We start from the raw sequence: 19,954 nt of genomic DNA, 5'->3' as shown, positions 1-19,954 counted from the left end.
GTAGAACACATTAACTTTATCTCAAAAGCGACATAAAGCGGTCTTTGCGAGAAGTAAGGCTTTAGCCGCAACTGACGCCCTGAGTTAAAGGGCTGTCTTGGTGAGCATTCCCTTGCTAGGTCAGCATTCCCTTGCGCCTTGCGTCGACGCGGGCTCTCACCGCTATTCCACTCTCGCGGTGAGGGTCACATGCGGAAGTGCGCCTTTGTCTCATAGAGCTATTGTGTCAAGAAGCTAATAGCTAAAAGCTAATAGCTGATAGCTAAAACCAGTTAATTAAAAACGTAGTCCATACAATTGAAAGCTGCTGTAAACTATATCTGTAACTTTAAATACAGGAGAAATTTGTAACTTGCATCTCAATAGATGTATTAGCTTATTTATTTCTCGTATTGTGTCTGATGACAATAATGACTTAATCAACCCGACTCGGCTGTTATTTGAGCTACAAAATATTAATTACCTGAATCAAAGTTTATCTGGTTGCATCGAACCAAAAGCGATCGCAACTAAAATAACAGAGGGTTTGGTAGATAAGTTCAACTGTGCTTTTGTACGTCTTTGGCTAGTAGAAAGCGATCGCATTGCCTTAACTTTGGTTGCTTCTTCGGGATTGTATACGCGTCTAGATGGCGATTTTGCCAGTGTACCCATGGGTGCTTACAAAGTAGGAAAAATTGCCCAGCACGGTATTCCTTTTTTAAGTAATCAGTTAGCAGAAGAGTCTTGGGTAAAGGATCGTCAATGGGCAATTAATAACCATATTTGTGGCTTTGCAGGTTTGCCTCTAGCTATTGCTGGTCAAGCAATTGGAGTGCTAGTAGTTTTTAGTCATCAGCCAATGCCAGCCGAGTTTTTAGAAGCATTGAGAATACTCTGTAGTTCGGTAGCGGTAGCTTTAAACAATGCTCAACTATATCAGCAAGAATCTAAAGCACGACTACAGCATCATAATTCAAACTTATCAACTAATACGCCTCTTTCTGAGCAAATAGCCAATATTTTGACTAACGTTCGTTTAATTTTAGTCGGGACGGAAAAACCCTTAAATATTTCTGGCAACTATATATTATTAAAAACCGCAGAAATTCTTAAAGCAAATAACTGTAATTATTGTCGTCTTACTTACCAAAGCGATCGCCTCGATTTAGAATCAATGTTAGTCCTAAATTCAAATTTAAAAATAGAAGCTCTTTTTAGGGATATTAGTTTTGTTATTAGTAATATAGGAGGTAAATTCAATACCGATGTTTTAGACAACAATATAATTAAAATTAAATTATCCCTTCTTGATCAACATAACCCAAAACAAAATATCGATCTTTCCCATAGAGAACAAGAAATAATTCAACTTTTAGCAGAGGGAATGCGCGATCGCGAAATTGCTCAAAAACTTTTTATTAGCGATCGCACCGTCAAATTTCACATCAATAATGCAGTAACCAAATTAAATGCTAAAACTCGTATTCAAGCCGTTCATCGAGCCTATTCACAAGGATTATTAACTTCTGTTATTGAGAGCAATGGTTCGGACAAAATTAAGAGGCAATAGTTCCATAGTTATAAAGGTTTGAGTAGTTAGGATGGGATTTAATCAAAGTAGGCTCTAAACCTAACTTGTCAATTTGAGATCGCGATCGCCTAATTTTTCTTTTAGTAAATACATTTTCTTTGCTGAAGATTAAACCGATAGCCACAAGGCAAGATATGTAACTTTGCTCCACAAATTGCTAAAGACTCATCGTGCAGAGATTTTTTGAGATTAGTATATTCAATATCTGAAACATCAATAATGGTCACTGCGCCTTCACCGATAACTTCTACCTCGTCACCGTTGACGGCGATCGCTGTATTCTCATCAATCCCAAACCCTAATACAGCAGGTTGTTGAATTAGAGCCGAGATAAATCTACCTAACCTTCCTCTTTGTGCAAAGTGTTGATTGATCGCTACCTGTGAGAGAAAGCCTATTCCAGGCTCTAAAGTAACACTATCGACACGGGGATTAGTTTCGCCTTCTCCCTCGACGATCATAATATCAGGCATCATAGCTGCCCCTGCACTTGTACCGCCAATCACCAAACCTTGAGTAAATTTCCGATGTAACAAATTATCAATTTCAGTGTCTTTGAGCAAACCTGTAATGCGAGATTGATCTCCACCAGTAAAAAACACTCCCGTAGAGTTTTCAATAACTTCTAAATCTCTAGGGCTATCAACATCCTCTTGTCTTTCAGTGTCAACAACGTCTATCACGTCTACGCCCATATCGCTAAAAATACGTCGATAGTCATTGCCAACTTCTCCTGGCAAACCTGTTGCTACAGTCATGATGACGATTTTGGCTTCTCTACCCCCTGCGCGTCGGACAAATTCTCTTAAAATTGTGCATTCTCCCTCTTTGTCTTCAGCACCACCAATAATTATTAACTGTCCTGTTGAGGACTTTTGAGCATAATCCTCAAATTCGGAGTTGTCACGATCTTGATTTTTAGCTGTAACCATAATATATAAATAATTATCTAAAGTATCTTTAATTACTTTAAATAAATCATATTTATGCTCGGCTTAGATTATTGCTTAAGATATATATTTTAAAATATCTTGTATGTGACCTGATTATCTGTGCTTGGCTGCTATACTTAGCAAAATCTAATTTCAGGCAACTTCCTTAGTTAAGACAAAGACACTGCCTTCATTTCCTCGACCAATGCGTATATCTTCATCCAAATAGGTAATATCCAACCAGCCTTTTTGATCGCCACGATCAATTTTAAAATCTAGAGGCAGGAATTTTTTGCCCGATTCAATCTGCTGAATAAGTTTTGCGGGGGTATTGTAACTGAGTAGACGCTGCAAGCCGACGATGGAGCGTTCAAACATAACGTTAACTCGGCGTTCGGAAACTGGTTCAAAGCTAGCAGCAACGCTAACTAAGCCTTCTAGCATAGGTAAGCCGATAATCTCGGCAATATTATAAACTTTGGCTTGGGGTACGCGAATACACTGATAAATTTGTCCTAGCTTTAACAGAGGAAAACGATCTAAACCAAGAAGACTTTTGCTAGTGGTATACAATAAACGCCAGTCACCATTAAGCAAATCTTTGGCTTCTAAAGGATTTTTGGTAGGATTAGTATCTTCTAACTGTTGGATTGCCGAGAGGACTTTAACATTATCAATTTCGTTAGCCAGCAAGCCCCGATTTTTACCAGCGATCGCTTCTAACAATTCTGCTTTCTTACTCATGTTTCTAGCTCAGACCAATATCCTTAAACCTACTTAACTATTTTATCGGCTTATCTCAATTTGATGAATAATTATCCTAAAAGCGATCGCGAAATTTAATTATGCGATCGCCCATAAACAAGTAAATTTACTTTTGCTTGGCTTATTTTAAGCCTAAAGAAGCATTAGATAACAAAGTGCCATTGCGAGAATTATCAGTTGGCAAAGAGCTAATATTGTTACCGTTAGAATTTTCAGGACTTTCGCCAATTTCTTTAGTAACTTCAACCCCAGACTGTTCTAAAATCACCCTTGGGGTAGGAGAAGAATTGAGATCGATACTTTTGACCAATATCTGACCATTAGATAAATATTGACCCACCTCTACATAGCGGCTAGTATCTTCTTCTGGTGCTTTCACAATTAATTTTGCTTTACCATTACCTTGATATAACCCTGAGACGATTACACTTTCCGCCAAAGTGGAGTCGGGGGGTGGAGGAATAAAGTTGCTTGAATTGTCATTGATTGAGTCATTACTATTCTGATTTGAGTCTCCGTTCAAATTGGCATTAATTGAGCCATTACTATCCTGATTTGAGCCTCCGTTCAAATTGGCATTACTGCTCAAACCATTATTGTTTTGATTTTGATTTTGATTTTGATTGCTGTTTTTTGCTTGCTTTGTCTTTTCTTGTTCTTTGATGGCAATACGTGGCGTTAAATTAACTACTGAAAAGGGATCTTGTCTGCCACGAACACTAGTTCTAGCTCTGATATCAGGATTAGTTGCAGGAATCAAACCAGCAACTTCTTGATTGGGTTCAGTTTCTCTTTTTAAATCAGCAAATTCTTCTGCTTCTTCTGTTTGAGTTAAAGCAGGATCTATTTGAACAGGAATAGGTTGAGCAGCATTTTCTTCTTGCTCCTTTTTAGAATCAGCAAAATTGGAGAAAAGAGAACAGCTTTGGGTTAGCAAAGCCATCATTCCAATTAATGTCAAGAATACGACTTTATTCATAAAAATTAGTCTAAGGTTTAATTAAAATTACCTTATTTAATGTGCAGCCAAATAGTTCAAGCTCCAAGATAACAGTTGATTTTCAGATTAGCCAGAGATTAGAAACTATGGGTTTTCTTGAGTCATTGATTTTTTTAGTAAATTTAAACCTTTTTTCATTTGACGAGAAACAGTTACGACGCTAATTCCTAGCATTTTCGCTGTCTCTTTTTGAGTTAAGTCATGCAGAAAAACGAACTCTAAAACATCTCTAGTTCGTTCTTCTAATTCTGATAAAGCCTGCTGTAAACGTATTCTATCTTCATGAGCCAACTGAAAACTACGATTTTTTGGATCGGCAACCATATCACCAAGACTAGTTTGGTTTTCTACGTCATTATTAACAGAAATATCTAGACTTAAAGGTTTACGATTTTGATATGCCAGCTTAATATCTTGCCACTCCTTAACTGACACGCTCAGATAGTTGGCAATTTCTAAATTGGTTGGCTGACGATGATATTCTTCTCGAAAATTATGTACAAAGGCTACCGATTGTTGCCTTAATTCTAACCAGCGTCTAGGAATCCTTAGAGTACTACTTTTGTCTCGAAGATAGTGTTGAATTTCACCTCTAATATAAGGAATTGCAAAAGAACTAAAAGCATTGCCTTTTTCAACACTAAAACGTTCAATCGATCTAATCAAGCCAATAGAACCAACCTGTAATAAATCCTCGTAACTCTCATTGCATTGATTCATCCAATGATAAGCTTCTTTTTTTACTAAACCAAAGTTTAGCTCCATAATCTGATTACGGATATTTGTGTTTGGTTTTTGTTGGTATTCCTGAAATAGAAAAAGACTGTCTATTTTAATATCTTTGCTAATACAAGCCGTCATTAACTTATTCCTAGATAGAGAGAATATTTAATTTAAAAGTTAATATTTACTCGATTGAATAAAATCTGTACTCGAACAATTTCAGCTTATTATTTATTCTCTATCCAGGACAACAGCATTTACACTATTATTGTTTTATCAATTTTAAATAAAGACCCGATTTACACTTAATATTTGAGCTTTTATTCTATGTAAATACTTGTTTATTAGGTGTTTCCACCAATAAAACTAGCAAATAATCTCATTTAAAGCTATTAACTAAAGATATGTTTTTGAGCAAAAAAATGGGGCTTTCGCCCCTGTATAGTATTAGCTTATTTGAAAATAACTAGTAAATTAAATAGCTAAATTAATGTTATTTAAAAGCTCAAACATTAGATTCAATTCTGCCATAGAAAATACCACGAACTTTAACTTCTTCTGGTTCTTCTGCACCTAAATCAGTAGCAGAAGGTTGCTCGCTTTCAAATACGCCAGCAATCTCTCCAGTCTCACCGTCTATTTTGGTGACGTTAAGAGACATTTTGCCCTTACGAGAAACAAACTCTTTGACGTTGGCGTTAGAAAATCTAGAGTCATCTGCTAACCCAGGTAAAGCAACGGCATTATCATAACCACTAGCAAGGCTACGTCCTTTTGGATCTAAGAAAACTTGACCACGATAGGAAGGCACATTAAATTCGCCCTCAAAGTCGGTTGAAGTATTGATAGAATTAGCACTACCTAGAGTAGTGCCAACAAATTGCTTCATAGTAAACAAGAAAGGAACTTCTTTCCCGCCAGGTAGCAAAACCGTAGCTGGTTGGAAATCAAGACCATCGATCTCGGTGAAAGTTAAAGTTCCATCAGAGTTGGGGTCAATTTTGCCTTGAATTTGATCGAGACTAGAAGTATATCTAGTTAATAATTTGCCTTGGATATATTCAGCTTTTTGACGTTTATTAACGGGTTCTTCTCTAACGAAATATTCTCTAGGTTCTAGGCACAAATCGCGAATAGTATAGTTTTTACCTGATTCAATAGCGATAGACCCACGACTGCTATTGGGCAACTCTAAACAGGTGTTAGCTATTCCAGTGTTAACAATATCGTCGTAAGTTAATTCGTTTCTGCTTACTTTACTAGAATTACTACAGGCTGTTAGCACTCCCAAGCATAGTGCCAGGAGGCTAGCAATAATTGTACGGTATCTCATAGTCAACTTCATTTTGTCAATTTTAGATTTAACTGCGGAAGGCAGTCATCGCCAGATCTGCTTTTAAAAGCAGATCTGGCGATGACATCGAGCGCGAAAGATGTCGCAAATAGGCTGTTGTTAATAATTTAGCCATTTTTATAGATGCTTTCTACTCTACCAAATAAGGACTACCAAATAATCCGATCGCCCAAAAATCTCACAATTCACAATACTAAATTTATTTTGCAGACAAGGGCAGTAAAATCGGTTTAATATCGAAGTGAATTGTTTATAAAGTAGACAAGGTTTATTTTTACTGTGTTTGACAGATGACTCAAGAGCAAAATATTGATATGAGTTCGGATAATATATTGCAAGACGCAGCCAAAGATATTTGTGCCTTAGCAGCAGAAAATCAAAATGATAGTCTGTTTTTATTGTCTTTGTTACGAGATTTAGAACAAATTCATCGTCAAATCAGAGTAAGTTTTTTTGAAAAAGCTCTGCCTCAGACTCGCAACGATCTGTATCAGTTTGTCAAGGATATTGAAGAAAAGGGTGGCTGGCCTTATATCGAAAGAATGAGATTAAAAGATTTATTGCAGAATATAGAGCAAAACCAGGACAACTCATCAAAAGAAGTCTAAGTAGGTACGAGATAAGATTGAACTTAGTTTTGTTCCTTTTCAGGTTTCCAAACTATAGAGAAACAGTTAATCTTAAAAGTGTTATTTTTGGTCACTAAATTTTAAATTTTATGGTTTATAAGATTAATCCAATTAAATTTGGGACAGACGGCTGGCGTGGGGTAATTGCTGCTGACTTTACCTTTGAGCGAGTAGCTACCTTAGCACCGATCGCAGCTCAAGTTTTGGCAGATAATTATGGTGATACGGCAAATAATAAAACGGTTATTGTTGGATACGATCGCCGCTTTATGGCGGAAGATTTTGCAAAATTAACCGCAGAATCAATCCAAGCAGCGGGATTTGACGTACTGTTATCTGAATGTTTTGCCCCTACTCCTGCCTTTAGTTGGGCAGCAAAAGCACATAATGCTCTGGGTGCAATTGTAATGACCGCATCCCATAACCCTGCTGCCTACTTGGGATTGAAAGTTAAAAGTGCTTTTGGTGGTTCTGTGCCGCCAGAAATTACCGAGCAAATAGAAGCTAGGCTGGATCGACCTGTCCCTCAAGCGGATCCAGGAAAACTAGAAATGTTCGATCCTTGGGCTAGCTATTGTCAGGGATTACAGCAGAAAGTAGATATCCCTAAGATAAAAGAGGCGATCGCTTCGGGAAAATTAAAAGTATATGTAGACGTAATGCACGGTGCAGCAGCAACAGGATTAGAACGTTTATTAGGTTGCCCTGTAGAAGAAATAAATAGCGATCGCGATCCTTTATTTGGTGGTGGCGCACCCGAACCTTTACCAAAATATCTGCCTGATTTTTTTCGCGCCATCAAAGAAGGAGCAAAACAATACCCTGATAGTCTCAGGGTTGGCTTGGTATTTGACGGAGATAGCGATCGCATTGCTGGTGCCGATGGGGAAGGTAACTTTCTTAGTTCACAAGTGTTAATCCCCATTTTGATCGAACATCTAGCCGAACGCAAAGGCTTTACAGGGGAGATTGTCAAAACCGTTAGCGGTTCAGACTTAATTCCCCGTCTAGCTGCATCCTATGGACGCTCTGTATACGAAACCCCCATCGGCTATAAATATATCGGCGACAGAATGATGCACGCTGAAGTGATGATCGGTGGAGAAGAGTCTGGAGGCATTGGCTATGGTACGCACATACCAGAGCGAGATGCTTTATTGTCGGCTCTCTATGTTTTAGAAGCCGTAGTAGAGTCGGGAGAAGATTTAGGTACTATTTACGCTCGACTACAGCAAAAAACCAACTTTACGGCTGTGTATGACCGCATTGATTTACCTCTGGCAAGTATGGAGGTACGAGCTAAACTGCTAGAGCGTTTGCAAAACGAAACGCCTCAAAAAGTTGCAGGAATGCCTGTAATAGATTGCCTGGATGTAGATGGCTATAAATTTAGAATGAGCGACATGACTTGGTTGCTAATCCGCTTTAGTGGTACAGAGCCAGTGCTACGCCTTTATTGTCAAGCTCCTACTATGCCTGAAGTGCGTCAAGTTTTAGAATGGGCAAGAGATTGGGCAAACTCTTAATCAATAAACCATAAGCAATGAAGAAGCTAATAGTCGCTACGGGAAATCCTGGTAAAGTGCAGGAGATGCAGGAATATTTAACTGGCTTGCCTTGGGAATTGCAGTTAAAACCTGAGTCAATAGATGTAGAAGAAACAGGTACTACATTTATTGCTAATGCTCACCTCAAAGCCTCAGAGGTGGCAAAAGCTTTGGGCGAATGGGCGATCGCCGATGATTCTGGATTGGCGGTAGACGCTCTTGATGGTGCGCCAGGAATTTATTCATCGCGCTATGGCAAGACAGACGCAGACAGAATTAATCGTTTGCTAAGGGAATTAGGGGCTACAAAGAATAGACAGGCAAAGTTTATCTGTGCAATTGCGATCGCCAGTCCTGATGGCAAGATAGTTTTAGAAACAGAAGGTATCTGTCCAGGGGAAATATTACATTCCCCTCGCGGTAAAGGTGGCTTTGGCTACGATCCTATTTTTTATGTACCCACAAGACAGCAAACTTTTGCTGAAATGCCTGCTGCAACTAAAGGACAAGTTAGTCATCGTGGAGTAGCTTTTGCTCAGTTGATGCCAGAGTTACAAGAATTGTCTCAAAGCTTGGTTATTGAATAAACAGCCAGCCGTAACTAAGAAAAGCGATCGCCCACAGTCCTCCATAGATATAACCAAGTCTTTTTTTATAAGCATCAGACTCAGTTTTTTTTAGTGCCAGATGAATTGTTAAGGCAACTGGAGTTAGCCAAAACAAAACAGAAAAGACTATTGCCAGATTGTTTTCCATAAGTTAAATAATTATTTGTAGGGGCAAACGGTCGTTAGCCCTTACGAAATATTTGTAGTAAACACCATTTAATTTAGTATTGATTAACTGCTGGAAAAACGTAAGACCAAGTAGAGTAAACAAAAATCGCTACTGCCAATGCTGCCAATAAAGCTTCAATCACATTACCAATAATTGAAGCGACAACAATTCCTGTACTAGCTTTAAAAGCCTGCTTGATGCGCTGATTTGATTCAAGGTTGCTGCGATAGAGATACTCGCCAATAAACGCCCCTAATACTGCACCGACTAAAACACCAATTAAAGGACCTCCAAGGGGTAAGGCGGGTAATAAGCCTACAAAACCCATAACCATACCGATAATTGCACCATACTGACTCCATTTGCTAGCCCCAGACTGTTTTGCTCCAAAATACAGTGCTAAATATTCGACTACTGCACTAAGAATCAGGACAGTAAAGATTAAAATCATAGGTAAGCCAATACCCGCAAAATTAGTGACGATACTCCAAACCAAAATAGCAACTAAAATAATGCTGCTGCCAGGAAGCCCAGGAATAATTGCCCCAATCACTCCTATTGCCATTACTGCTAAGACAATCCAATAAATAGTAGTTATATCCATAAGTTAGTTATTAGTTATTAGTTATTAGTAAAAAATATAGAAAATATTAAGCTCTAAATTCGAGGTGCTACTACTTGAGCAAAGCGATCTTTATCTTCTTCCAAACCACCTGGAATACCATTAGGATATTCTTGGTTGATAATGGTTTGTAGCTGTGCAATACGATTACCAGGATTCGGGTGAGTACTCATGAACTCTGGTTGTCCTCCTACATCACCTCTGGCAGAATTAAGGATTTTCATTAACTCCAGCATACCGATAGGACTGTAGCCAGCCTCGGTCATAAATTCCAATCCTAGGCGATCGCTTTCAAGCTCATCTTCTCTGCCATACTTAAGATTGACCATTTGATTAACCGCTTGTGCCAAAATAGCTGCCTGTCTACCATCTCCAGGGCGATCGCTGGCAGCAATGCCCACGGCATTGACCAAGGCACTACCTAACTGTTGTTTGGCTAAATGTTCTGCACCATGTCTACCAATTACATGACCTACTTCATGACCTAAAACTCCTGCAAGCTGTGCCTCAGAATCTAGTTTACTTAATAAAGCTGCGGTCAGAAATACCTGTCCTCCTGGGAGTGCAAAGGCGTTAATTGTTCGGCGATCGCTTAGTAAATGAAACTCAAAAGGATAGACTGAATTTTTGGCTGTTGAATCTTCTACTACCCGATTTCCTACCCGATCTACATAGTCTTGTAAAACTCGATCGGGATACAAATTGCCGTACTGGGCAGCCATTTGCTGGGCAGACTGACGACCGATGACTACTTCTTGCTGTGGTGAAAGCTGAACTCTTTGTTTTTCTCCCGTGATCGGGTTTTCACTAACATTGGTAAAATAGTTAAACATCCCAAAGACAGCGAAGATTGCGCCAATAGCTAAACGTATTAGTAATCTACTCACTCTCTGTTTTTACTCCAATCTAATGATTGAGAAGAATGTTATCACGACTGTATTTAATTCTGGATTGTCTTATGCTTCCTTAATTTAAAGAGCTACAATTCTTAAGAATGCTAAGGCACAATAATCGAGGTCGTTCAGCCAAAAATCTTTATTGAAGCGGTTTTTAAGTTCCAACGCATCCCGATGCCATTGTTCGGCAAGGTCGAAAACAAAAGTTAAAAAATTAAACAACATTAAAAATTCTCTGGTGACAAGTAAGGCTCAAGTACTGCCTGGGTAGAAATTAGGTCTTCAGCCAGATTAATTTGCTCTTTGTTAATTATCCCCAGAATTTGACGCGGGTTATTTCTATCTACTACTGGCAACAGATACAGACCTCTAACTCCCATTCTTTCCCAAGCTGTAATTAAAAGCTCATCGGGGTAGGCGTAAAGTATTTCTTTTGTGCAAATGTCTCCTAGTTTTTGCTCGATTGCTAACGATTCTGACGATCGTTGTAACTCAATATTTCTTTTGATATCGGTGGTGCTAACAACTCCTACTAATTGTTGAGCTTCATCTAATACCAAAGCCGTATGACACTTATAGGTTAATATTTCACAACCAGCTTCGAGCAAAGATAGGGAATCTGGTAATGCTAGATAGGAGGTTAGCATCATCTCGGCTACAGAGACTTGTTGTAAAATCTCACTATCATTTTGTCTGGCTAAATTCATTCCCATTTGCTGGAGATTTAAACCCTGGATATCTTGTTTTGATTGAATTAAGCCGATGACCCAGACACAGACACCAACAGCAGCCATTGAAGGTAAGATAATTAGATAGTTTTGGGATAGCTCAAATAATAAAGCGATCGCCGTTAGAGGAGCTTTAACGCTACCAGCCAAGACTGCTGCCATGCCCACAATTGCGTAGGCAGGAGGTGGGGCAATGGCTACGTTTGAGCCAATAACCAGTGTTAAAAAATTACCGTAAGCAGCCCCCAAACAAGCACCTAAAAACATCGCTGGAGCAAATACGCCGCCGACAAAACCGCTACCCAAACTAATAGCAGTAACAATTAGCTTAACTGCCAACAGCCAACACAAAAGAGAAACGCTAAATTGTCCTCCTGCCAAAATTTGTTCGATAGTGGCGAAATCTACCCCTAAGATTTGGGGCAACTGTAGGGCAACAACACCTAAAATCGCTCCTCCCAAAGCTGGTTTAATCCAGATGGGAAGTTGCCCTAACCAACCGAAGCCAGTAACTTCCCCGCGAAAGCTAGCTTGAGCTAATTTAATCCCCTGAGTGTAGACAAAAGATATCAAACTGGCAAGTATACCCAACCCTAGATAGAATAGCCATTCCCAATAGCTAAGAACCTCGTAGCCTGGTAGTTCAAAAGCAGGATGTACGCCTAGAAAAGCACGAGCGATCGCTGCACTTAAAAATGCCGACAATAGTATTAAACTAGCTGCTGGAGTAGTAAATGCAGTTCCCAGTACCACCTCTAAGGCGAAAAAAACGCCAGCTATGGGGGCATTCAAGCCTGCTGCCAAACCCGCTGCTGCCCCCGCACCTAACAATAGTCGATAGCGATCCTTAGATACTTGAAACAGTTGACCCAGTAAAATACCGATATTAGAACCAATCTCGACGCTAGGGCTTTCTGGTCCTAAAGATGCTCCCGTTCCCAGAGAAACTGAGGCTGCTAACATTTTAATCGCGGGTCGCCAAGGAGAGATTTTTTGTTCTCTGGTACTGCTAATTAAGGTATAAAAATCTTGACCTAGCACCTGGGGAAACAACCATTTAATTATGCCGACAATTAATCCTCCCAGAGTAGGAATTAAAATTAAAGTCCAACCACCCCAGACTGAGATTTTGCCCAATAGTTTTTCAAAACTTAAAGCTTGGAACAGGTCAATCAGATGATGAAACAAAATCATCGCCAGTCCCGAACTGCCCCCGATGATTAAAGCCACCATTAAAACCAAAGTTTCGGGAGAAGGTTGCAAGCGGTTAAGTAGCCTCGTCAAATACTCTGTAATTGAAAAAGGCGTTGGCTTAGGCGGTAAAAGTATCTGAGATTGGTTATTAGGATTAGTCATAAGAAGGGGTCAGCAGTTGCTTATTGAGGGAAACCCCCACCGCGAAAGAAATGATTAATCATCATCAATAACCGCATCAGCTTCTATTTCAATTAGTATTTCTGGTGCAATCAAACGGCGTACCTCAACCATACTGGTAACAGGACGAATCTTGGCAAAATATTCGCAATGTGCTTGACCAATACTTTTCCAGTGAGCGCTATTAACTGCATAAATTCTTGTCCGTACTACGTTTTCTAAAGTACCTCCAGCCATTAATAAAGCAGACTCAATATTTTTGCTCGTTTGTTTAGTTTGGGTATAAGGATCGCCTAAACCGACTATTCTGCCCTGGTCGTTGATTGCGGTAGTCCCAGAGATATGAACATGATTGCCAATTTTAACCGCTCTTGAATAACCGACTATCTTTTCCCAATGGGAGCCTGTGCTGATGTTTTTACGTTCCACATTTATAAAATTCGAGTTATTTAAAGATTTGTTATTAGCTAAACTTTACTGCGTTTAGCACCAAGATGAACCATGTTTAGCTATAAATTTATCCTAGTAATCTAAGTTACTAGTTATGAAAAGAAAGAAATAGCTTGTTGCTGACAGTTTAAAACTAGTATAGTAGTCCTATTCCGTTTTCTTGTTACTGTTAATCTATGAATAACGCCAGCAAAAAATATAACATCGTCACCTTCGGTTGCCAGATGAATAAAGCTGATTCTGAGCGCATGGCTGGCGTATTGGAAAATATGGGTTTTGAAGCTTCAGAAGATCCTAATCTGGCAGACTTGGTTCTCTACAATACCTGTACTATTAGAGACAATGCTGAACAAAAGGTTTATTCTTACTTAGGCAAACAGGCAAAACGCAAGCATAAACAACCAGAATTGACTTTAGTTGTGGCAGGATGTGTGGCACAACAGGAAGGGGAAAAGCTTCTGCGCCGTGTTCCAGAATTAGATTTAGTCATGGGACCTCAGCACGCCAATCGCTTAGAAGATTTGCTGCAACAGGTTTTTGATGGTAGTCAGGTAGTTGCCACCGAGCCGATTCAGATTGTCGAAGATATTACTAAACCCCGTCGCGATAGTGATGTTACTGCTTGGGTAAATATAATTTATGGCTGTAACGAACGGTGTAGCTACTGCGTTGTGCCTAACGTAAGGGGTACAGAGCAATCTCGCACCCCTGAAGCTATTAGAGCCGAAATGGAGCAATTGAGCCTACAAGGATATAAAGAGATTACTTTATTAGGACAAAATATTGATGCTTACGGCAGAGATTTACCAGGCAGCACTCCCGAAGGTAGACATAAGCATACTCTGACAGATTTACTTTACTATGTTCACGATCTTCCTGGGGTCGATCGCCTGAGATTTGCCACTAGCCATCCTCGTTACTTCACCGAAAGATTAATCGAGGCTTGTAAAGAATTGCCTAATGTCTGCGAACACTTTCATATTCCTTTTCAGTCAGGAGACAATGATATTCTCAAGGCAATGAAGCGGGGTTATACCCACGAGAAATATCGTCGCATCATTAAAACTATTCGCGAATATATGCCCGATGCTTCGATTACCGCCGATGCTATTGTGGGTTTTCCTGGGGAAACAGAAGCACAGTTTGAGCATACTCTCAAGCTAGTAGAAGATATTGAATTCGATCTAATTAACACTGCTGCCTATTCTCCTCGTCCTGGTACTCCTGCTGCTTTGTGGTCTAATCAGTTAAGCGAAGAGGTAAAAAGCGATCGCCTTCAGCGTTTAAATCGTCTAGTTTCTGTCTGTGCTGAAGCTCGTTCTCACCGTTATTTGGGACGAGTTGAAGAGATCTTAGTCGAAGCTCAAAATACTAAAGATCCCGATCAGGTTATGGGTCGAACCAGAGGTAATCGCCTGACATTTTTCCCTGGCAATATTGAACAATTAAAAGGCAAAACCGTAAAAGTAAAAATTACTGAAATTCGCTCTTTTAGTCTGACTGGAGAAGCGATTTAAGTATCTTGTAACTGTTGTTTGTACTGACAACAAAGAAGATAGGGCAAGGCAGAGAGAAAGCGATTCAATTCATACTAATAAACTGTTAGACTTTGTTTAAAATAAATTTTGGACTTTTTGGAGATTATGAACAATACTCATAAAAATGCCTCGAAAACAATTGCTTTATTTCTTTCACTAGGTTTAATGTCCTCTTTAGTAGCCTGTGAAACTGGTGATCAAGAGGAAGGCGGAGAAGGTGGTGATGCACCAACAGAACAACCAGCTTCACCTGATGAAGGTGGAGAAGGTGGAGAAGACGGTTAGTTTAACTGCGCTTGCTGCTAAAGGCGTATGGGTGCGATCGCCTTTAGTAAAAATATACTGCTAATTTAATTTTAATTAAAAATGCGATCGCCTCTGGAGCAATTTTATGCCTTATATCCATAACAATGAAGTTGCTCGATTAGTCAAAACAGACTACAAATTATCAGATCTACAGAATTTGATTTTGCTATTGCAAGATCGAGGGACTTTGACATTTTCTAGCTTAGATAATGGTTTATTCCCTGCTGCGCAAGTCTCAGACTCTACACAATACACTGGATATGCTGCGGTATGGGTGCGAGACAATATTTATGTTGCTCACTCTCATTATCTTGCAGGGAAAACTGATGTTGCTCTCAAATGCCTTCGCTGTTTGATGCAATATTTTAGCCAGCATCAACAGCGTTTTACCAGGATTATTGATGGTGAGATAAATCCAGATAATGTCATGCAGCGCCCTCACATTCGCTTTAATGGCGCAGATTTGGCGGAAATAAACCAAGATTGGCAACACGCTCAAAATGATGCTTTGGGTTATTTTTTATGGTTTTACTGTCGATTAATTGCTGACAAAGCTTTGCAGCCAAGTTTAGCAGAACTAGCAATTTTGACGCTGTTTCCTTTATACTTTAAGGCGATCGCCTATTGGCAAGACGAAGATAGTGGTCATTGGGAAGAAGATCGTAAGATTGCGGCTTCTAGTATTGGGGTTGTAGTTGCCAGTCTTAAAAGTTTAAGAAAGTTATTTAGAGAAAACTTATTAGTATGCGCTGACTGTCAGTATCAAGATCGAACAATTACACTTGAATTTTTAGATAATTTAATTCAAAAAGGCATTGATGTACTAGCAACAATTTTGCCTTCTGAGTCTATTCAGCCTGAAAAGCAAAGGCGTTACGATGCTGCGTTACTGTTCTTGATTTATCCCTTAGACATTTTAGATGATGCCATCAGCAATGATATTATCGCTGACGTAATCAAAAACCTACAGGGTAAGTATGGTATTTCTCGCTATCTCGATGATTCTTTTTGGTGTCGCAACTATAGCGATCTTCCCGAAAATATCCGTACCAGTATCTCCACAGATCGAGAACAATGGCTGGAGGAAAAAGGACGAGGATTAAAACAGGGAGAAGAGGCTCAATGGTGTATCTTTGAGCCGATTATTTCAGCTATATATGGAGTTAGATTTCAGAAAACTCAGCAAACAAAGTATTTGGAAAAACAAACTTTTTATCTAAATCGTTCCTTAGGACAATTAACAGCAACAGACAGTCAGGTTGGCGGATTTAAATGTCCTGAACTGTATTTTCTCAACCAGGATAAATATATTCCCAATGATGCTACACCACTTTTATGGACGCAAGCTAATCTGTATACAGCATTAAAAATAATGGAACAAAGTTTGAGTTTAAGAGAGCGATCGCTATTTAAGTAGTATAAAATTATGTAGCTAGATTAGATGTCTCTCAGGATTAGAAATCTTTTTTACTTTCTGCAATTTCAAAGGTATCTTAACGGTCGGACGATGTTTTAATACTTTTTCTCCGCCTAAAATATTCAAGCTTTCTAAAAGAGCATTTTTAACCATTGGTATCTGAGGCTCAGATAACATTAAGCGATAATATTCGATCGCCTGCCAATAATATTCTGAGTCCAGGCGATTAGTTTTGACCAAGCGAGTTAATTGCCGAATCGCTACTAAACGCTTGAGATGGCTGCTATGGCTCAAATCTGCCAGCAATCTTTCTAATTTAGTCTCTAAGCTATGGGCTTTTTTACCCCACAAAGACCAGACTAATAAAGCTAGAGTCATCAAGCTAGCAAATCCTTGCACAATTGCCCCTGTTGCTAACCATTGATTATCTGCATCTGCCCAGATAGAAGCAGCCAAGTAAGTGCAAAATGCTCCTGTTGCACCGCCACTTACAGACAAAATTAATTGACGATTAGAACCAACTAAAAATCTTTGCCACTTCTGACAGTAACGTTGCCAATGAGGATTTTGTAGCAGATAACAGCCAGACATCAAGCCTATGCCGACTGAGGTAGCAAGAAACAATTTCCAGTTAAGCAGCCATAAAAGAGCAAATACTAAAAGGCAAAATGCCCAGCCGTTAACTTTGCGTAGCCTTTTATCCTTAACTAGCAAAACAAATATATTAAAGATTTCTTGCCAGCTAGACTTTGCTTTGGACACAGAGATTTACCAATCCTATCTCGATACAATATACTATCAATTTTCAATTGTTGGTGGCTTTTTTTCCAAGCAGTCTCTTGAAGCTATAAGCTGCAAGCTTTGCCAGCCAAAGATTGTTTTGCTTTAGTTATTTTGACCACTAACTCCTACTGTTGCCAAATAAATTCCCCAGGAAGTAGGCTTTTGGGCAAACTGACAATAGTTTTGAATATCGTCTTTACTTGCTATTCCTGTAGCGATATATCTAGCTGAAAGCTGAAGGGCAGATAGCCTCATGACTTTGGCAATGTCTGAATCTCCTGGTGATATGGGGACATCATTCTCTATCTGTAATTGTTTCAAGCCTAGTCGTTGTAAAATCGCGGGCAGCTTAATTCCCAAAGCATAATCTTTTCCTTGATCCCTAAACATTTGCCAAATAGCTCGGTTGACTTTGTCTACTGATTGCTGTTCTTCTGTAGTTCCAGAAATAAACTTAGCAGCAGAAAAATCAGGTTCTTCGATTACTAACCAGCCGTTAGGCTTTAGTAAATCAATCATTTTAGCTAAAGTAGTCTGGCAATCTACTATGTGAATTAAAACATTACGAATATGAATCAAATTAAAGGAATTGCTGTCTAAAGAAATTCTGTTGATATCTCCTTTGATCATTTCCACATTCCGTAATGATGTATCTTCTACAAAGCGAGTATCCACATCTACCGCGACAACCTTACCCGATTCGCCAACTATTTTTGACATCCACTTCATGATCGAGCCTGCACCTGCGCCAACTTCCAGGCATTGCCAGCCTGTAGCTATGCCTGTAGCTAAAATTCGGCGACGGCTAGCGGGATCCCAGACTTGTTCTAGTATCTGTAGTCGTCTTAATTCAGAATCAAATTGAGTATCGGTAAATATATATTTTGATTCTGTCATTATTAATTAAATTAAAAAGATTGGCGAGATGCGAACTTTTCAATAATTGCCTGGGTTTCTTGCAACATTTGCTGTCTGCTGTTATTTATGCTACCAACTCTATCTGTTAGGTTAGGAATTAGGTTGCGAGCTTGAAGTGCCATATGTAGCTGTAGCTGTGCTACATATTCTCCAATATCTTCACGAAATACATCCTGTTCTACGTTTTGAGGTTGAATATCCAAAATGCTGAACTCCTGTTTTACTTACAATTCCTATCACTTGTAGTCAAAAATATCACGTAGAGCAGCTATTTTGTATAACTTTTTACAAACTTAAAATATTTTGCAATATTTCTGGTAGAAAAACTATGATGTCTAAGAATTTCCAAAATAAGTATCTCTATAAATTATTCCAACTGTAATTCTTAGCGATCGCTTTAAAAGTGGGCAATAATTATTTAATTGAATATTGCTAGCCAGTTTCTGGAATTTGCCCAGCCTACTTTTAAGTGTCAATTTATTGCTATTCTATATTTAACTTTAAAGTAAATCGGCTGAATTTTTTCTATGACTATCCTTGTAACAGGAGGAGCAGGATACATTGGCTCTCATTCTGTCCTGACATTGCAAAAAGCAGGTTACGAAGTAATCATACTCGATAACCTGGTGTACGGTCACCAAGATTTAGTAGAGACTGCATTAGGAACAAAACTAATTGTGGGTGATACTTGCGATCGCGCTTTATTACAGCAAATATTTTCAGATTACCAAATTGATGCAGTAATGCACTTTGCAGCATATGCTTATGTAGGGGAATCGGTTACAAATCCAGCAAAATATTATCATAATAACCTTGTCGGCACTTTTACGCTTTTAGAAGCGATGCTAGAGGCAAACATCAATAATTTTGTCTTTTCTTCTACCTGTGCTACCTACGGTGTACCTGAATCTGTACCCATCAAGGAAGAGCAGCCTCAAAATCCAATTAATCCCTATGGAGCTACTAAGCTCATGGTAGAAAGGATTTTACAAGATTTTAGTCATGCCTACGATTTTCGTTCGGTATGTCTGCGCTATTTTAACGCCGCAGGAGCAGATCCTGACGGTAATTTAGGAGAAGATCATAACCCTGAAACCCACCTCATTCCTTTAGTTTTGCAGACTGCCTTGGGTCAAAGAGAATCGATTTCAATTTTTGGCACAGATTATGACACCCCAGACGGAAGCTGTGTCAGAGACTATATTCATGTTTTAGATATTGCTCAGGCTCATATATTGGCTTTAAAATATCTTTTAAACAATGGCAAAACAGATGTGTTTAACTTAGGCAACGGTAGTGGTTTTTCGGTCAAAGAAGTAATCGATGCTGCTCGTAAAATAACAGGAAAAGAAATAAAAGCAGTAGGATGCGATCGCCGTGCAGGAGATCCCCCTGCTCTAGTCGGTAGTGGTGCAAAAGCCCAGAAGATATTAGGTTGGCAGCCAGAGTATTCTAATTTGGAAGATCTCATTACCCATGCTTGGCAATGGCATCAAAAACGCCATAGTGTAAACCAATAATTGTCTATCTAACTTTCCCAGAAATAAAATATGGGAAGTTATAAATAAAAAAGCTAGTTTGCTTGAGCGACTATATTTGTTAGCAAGCTAAAGCTCGATCCC

The 19,954-nt window shown here is 39.1% G+C and carries 21 protein-coding genes; 8 read left to right on the top strand and 13 right to left on the bottom strand.

Going from position 1 to position 19,954, the window contains the following annotated elements:
- The first annotated feature begins 394 nt into the window (after window positions 1–394).
- On the top strand, window positions 395–1,552 hold the full coding sequence (locus tag SLP02_RS17035; RefSeq protein ID WP_319421941.1) for a LuxR C-terminal-related transcriptional regulator: 1,158 nt from the start codon (window positions 395–397) through the stop codon (window positions 1,550–1,552).
- 101 nt (window positions 1,553–1,653) lie between these two features.
- Here the strand turns inward: SLP02_RS17035 and SLP02_RS17030 are convergent, their stop codons facing one another.
- The 5 genes from SLP02_RS17030 to SLP02_RS17010 all read right to left on the bottom strand — a co-directional run bounded on the left by SLP02_RS17030 (window position 1,654) and on the right by SLP02_RS17010 (window position 6,326).
- On the bottom strand, window positions 1,654–2,505 hold the full coding sequence (locus tag SLP02_RS17030; RefSeq protein WP_319421940.1) for a cyanophycinase: 852 nt from the start codon (window positions 2,503–2,505) through the stop codon (window positions 1,654–1,656).
- A 153-nt stretch (window positions 2,506–2,658) separates the two neighbouring features.
- Complete coding sequence (locus SLP02_RS17025) at window positions 2,659–3,249, bottom strand: PAP/fibrillin family protein (RefSeq protein ID WP_319421939.1); 591 nt, start codon at window positions 3,247–3,249, stop codon at window positions 2,659–2,661.
- A gap of 142 nt (window positions 3,250–3,391) precedes the next feature.
- Window positions 3,392–4,249, bottom strand: a complete 858-nt coding sequence (locus SLP02_RS17020) for a hypothetical protein (RefSeq protein ID WP_319421938.1) — start codon at window positions 4,247–4,249, stop codon at window positions 3,392–3,394.
- A gap of 105 nt (window positions 4,250–4,354) precedes the next feature.
- Window positions 4,355–5,131 (bottom strand): RNA polymerase sigma factor SigF, encoded by a 777-nt coding sequence (locus SLP02_RS17015; protein WP_319421937.1) that lies wholly within the window; start codon window positions 5,129–5,131, stop codon window positions 4,355–4,357.
- A gap of 367 nt (window positions 5,132–5,498) precedes the next feature.
- Window positions 5,499–6,326: a photosystem II manganese-stabilizing polypeptide gene (locus tag SLP02_RS17010; protein ID WP_319423699.1), complete on the bottom strand. Its 828-nt coding sequence runs from the start codon at window positions 6,324–6,326 to the stop codon at window positions 5,499–5,501.
- A 311-nt stretch (window positions 6,327–6,637) separates the two neighbouring features.
- Here SLP02_RS17010 and SLP02_RS17005 point away from each other — a divergent pair, with 311 nt between their 5' ends.
- The 3 genes from SLP02_RS17005 (at window position 6,638) to rdgB (ending at window position 9,110) form a co-directional block, all read left to right on the top strand.
- Window positions 6,638–6,955 carry a hypothetical protein gene (locus tag SLP02_RS17005; RefSeq protein WP_319421936.1) on the top strand — a complete coding sequence of 106 codons (318 nt, stop codon included), beginning with the start codon at window positions 6,638–6,640 and terminating at the stop codon, window positions 6,953–6,955.
- 110 nt (window positions 6,956–7,065) lie between these two features.
- Complete coding sequence (locus tag SLP02_RS17000; RefSeq protein ID WP_319421935.1) at window positions 7,066–8,502, top strand: phosphoglucomutase/phosphomannomutase family protein; 1,437 nt, start codon at window positions 7,066–7,068, stop codon at window positions 8,500–8,502.
- A gap of 17 nt (window positions 8,503–8,519) precedes the next feature.
- On the top strand, window positions 8,520–9,110 hold the full coding sequence (rdgB, locus tag SLP02_RS16995; RefSeq protein WP_319421934.1) for an RdgB/HAM1 family non-canonical purine NTP pyrophosphatase: 591 nt from the start codon (window positions 8,520–8,522) through the stop codon (window positions 9,108–9,110).
- Here the strand turns inward: rdgB and SLP02_RS16990 are convergent.
- The 5 genes from SLP02_RS16990 to SLP02_RS16970 form a co-directional block, all read right to left on the bottom strand.
- Complete coding sequence (locus tag SLP02_RS16990) at window positions 9,100–9,279, bottom strand: hypothetical protein (RefSeq protein WP_319421933.1); 180 nt, start codon at window positions 9,277–9,279, stop codon at window positions 9,100–9,102. The two genes, rdgB and SLP02_RS16990, sit on opposite strands and share 11 nt — an antisense overlap.
- 73 nt (window positions 9,280–9,352) lie before the next feature.
- A complete protein-coding gene (locus SLP02_RS16985) occupies window positions 9,353–9,904 on the bottom strand; it encodes a DUF456 domain-containing protein (RefSeq protein ID WP_319421932.1) in 552 nt (183 codons plus the stop codon).
- Between the two features lie 53 nt (window positions 9,905–9,957).
- The gene (locus tag SLP02_RS16980; protein WP_319421931.1) at window positions 9,958–10,809 is read right to left on the bottom strand and encodes a M48 family metallopeptidase; all 852 of its coding nucleotides are present in this window, start codon (window positions 10,807–10,809) and stop codon (window positions 9,958–9,960) included.
- Window positions 10,810–11,042: 233 nt separating this feature from the next.
- Window positions 11,043–12,902: a chloride channel protein gene (locus tag SLP02_RS16975; RefSeq protein ID WP_319421930.1), complete on the bottom strand. Its 1,860-nt coding sequence runs from the start codon at window positions 12,900–12,902 to the stop codon at window positions 11,043–11,045.
- 54 nt (window positions 12,903–12,956) lie between these two features.
- The gene (locus tag SLP02_RS16970; RefSeq protein WP_319421929.1) at window positions 12,957–13,349 is read right to left on the bottom strand and encodes a RidA family protein; all 393 of its coding nucleotides are present in this window, start codon (window positions 13,347–13,349) and stop codon (window positions 12,957–12,959) included.
- A 197-nt stretch (window positions 13,350–13,546) separates the two neighbouring features.
- Between SLP02_RS16970 and miaB the strand changes: the two genes are divergently transcribed.
- The 3 genes from miaB (at window position 13,547) to SLP02_RS16955 (ending at window position 16,631) form a co-directional block, all read left to right on the top strand.
- Window positions 13,547–14,887, top strand: a complete 1,341-nt coding sequence (gene miaB / locus SLP02_RS16965; RefSeq protein WP_319421928.1) for a tRNA (N6-isopentenyl adenosine(37)-C2)-methylthiotransferase MiaB — start codon at window positions 13,547–13,549, stop codon at window positions 14,885–14,887.
- A gap of 126 nt (window positions 14,888–15,013) precedes the next feature.
- The gene (locus tag SLP02_RS16960; RefSeq protein ID WP_319421927.1) at window positions 15,014–15,193 is read left to right on the top strand and encodes a hypothetical protein; all 180 of its coding nucleotides are present in this window, start codon (window positions 15,014–15,016) and stop codon (window positions 15,191–15,193) included.
- Between the two features lie 106 nt (window positions 15,194–15,299).
- On the top strand, window positions 15,300–16,631 hold the full coding sequence (locus SLP02_RS16955; protein ID WP_319421926.1) for a glycoside hydrolase family 15 protein: 1,332 nt from the start codon (window positions 15,300–15,302) through the stop codon (window positions 16,629–16,631).
- 15 nt (window positions 16,632–16,646) lie between these two features.
- On the opposite strand, the gene SLP02_RS16950 is transcribed toward SLP02_RS16955, so the two are convergent.
- The 3 genes from SLP02_RS16950 to SLP02_RS16940 form a co-directional block, all read right to left on the bottom strand.
- Window positions 16,647–17,393 (bottom strand): ATP synthase subunit I, encoded by a 747-nt coding sequence (locus tag SLP02_RS16950; protein WP_319421925.1) that lies wholly within the window; start codon window positions 17,391–17,393, stop codon window positions 16,647–16,649.
- A gap of 123 nt (window positions 17,394–17,516) precedes the next feature.
- Entirely contained in the window at window positions 17,517–18,311 is a 795-nt protein-coding gene (locus SLP02_RS16945; protein ID WP_319421924.1) for a class I SAM-dependent methyltransferase, read from the bottom strand.
- Window positions 18,312–18,322: 11 nt separating this feature from the next.
- Entirely contained in the window at window positions 18,323–18,538 is a 216-nt protein-coding gene (locus SLP02_RS16940; protein ID WP_413467395.1) for a hypothetical protein, read from the bottom strand.
- A gap of 321 nt (window positions 18,539–18,859) precedes the next feature.
- Here SLP02_RS16940 and galE point away from each other — a divergent pair, with 321 nt between their 5' ends.
- Window positions 18,860–19,852, top strand: a complete 993-nt coding sequence (gene galE / locus SLP02_RS16935; protein WP_319421922.1) for a UDP-glucose 4-epimerase GalE — start codon at window positions 18,860–18,862, stop codon at window positions 19,850–19,852.
- Window positions 19,853–19,954: the final 102 nt, after the last annotated feature.

Origin of the sequence: Pleurocapsa sp. FMAR1, from assembly GCF_963665995.1 — a bacterium.
Lineage (GTDB): Bacteria > Cyanobacteriota > Cyanobacteriia > Cyanobacteriales > Xenococcaceae > Waterburya.
The sequence above is the reverse complement of the archived record's forward strand: the minus strand, read 5'-3'. Positions and strand labels throughout refer to the sequence as shown.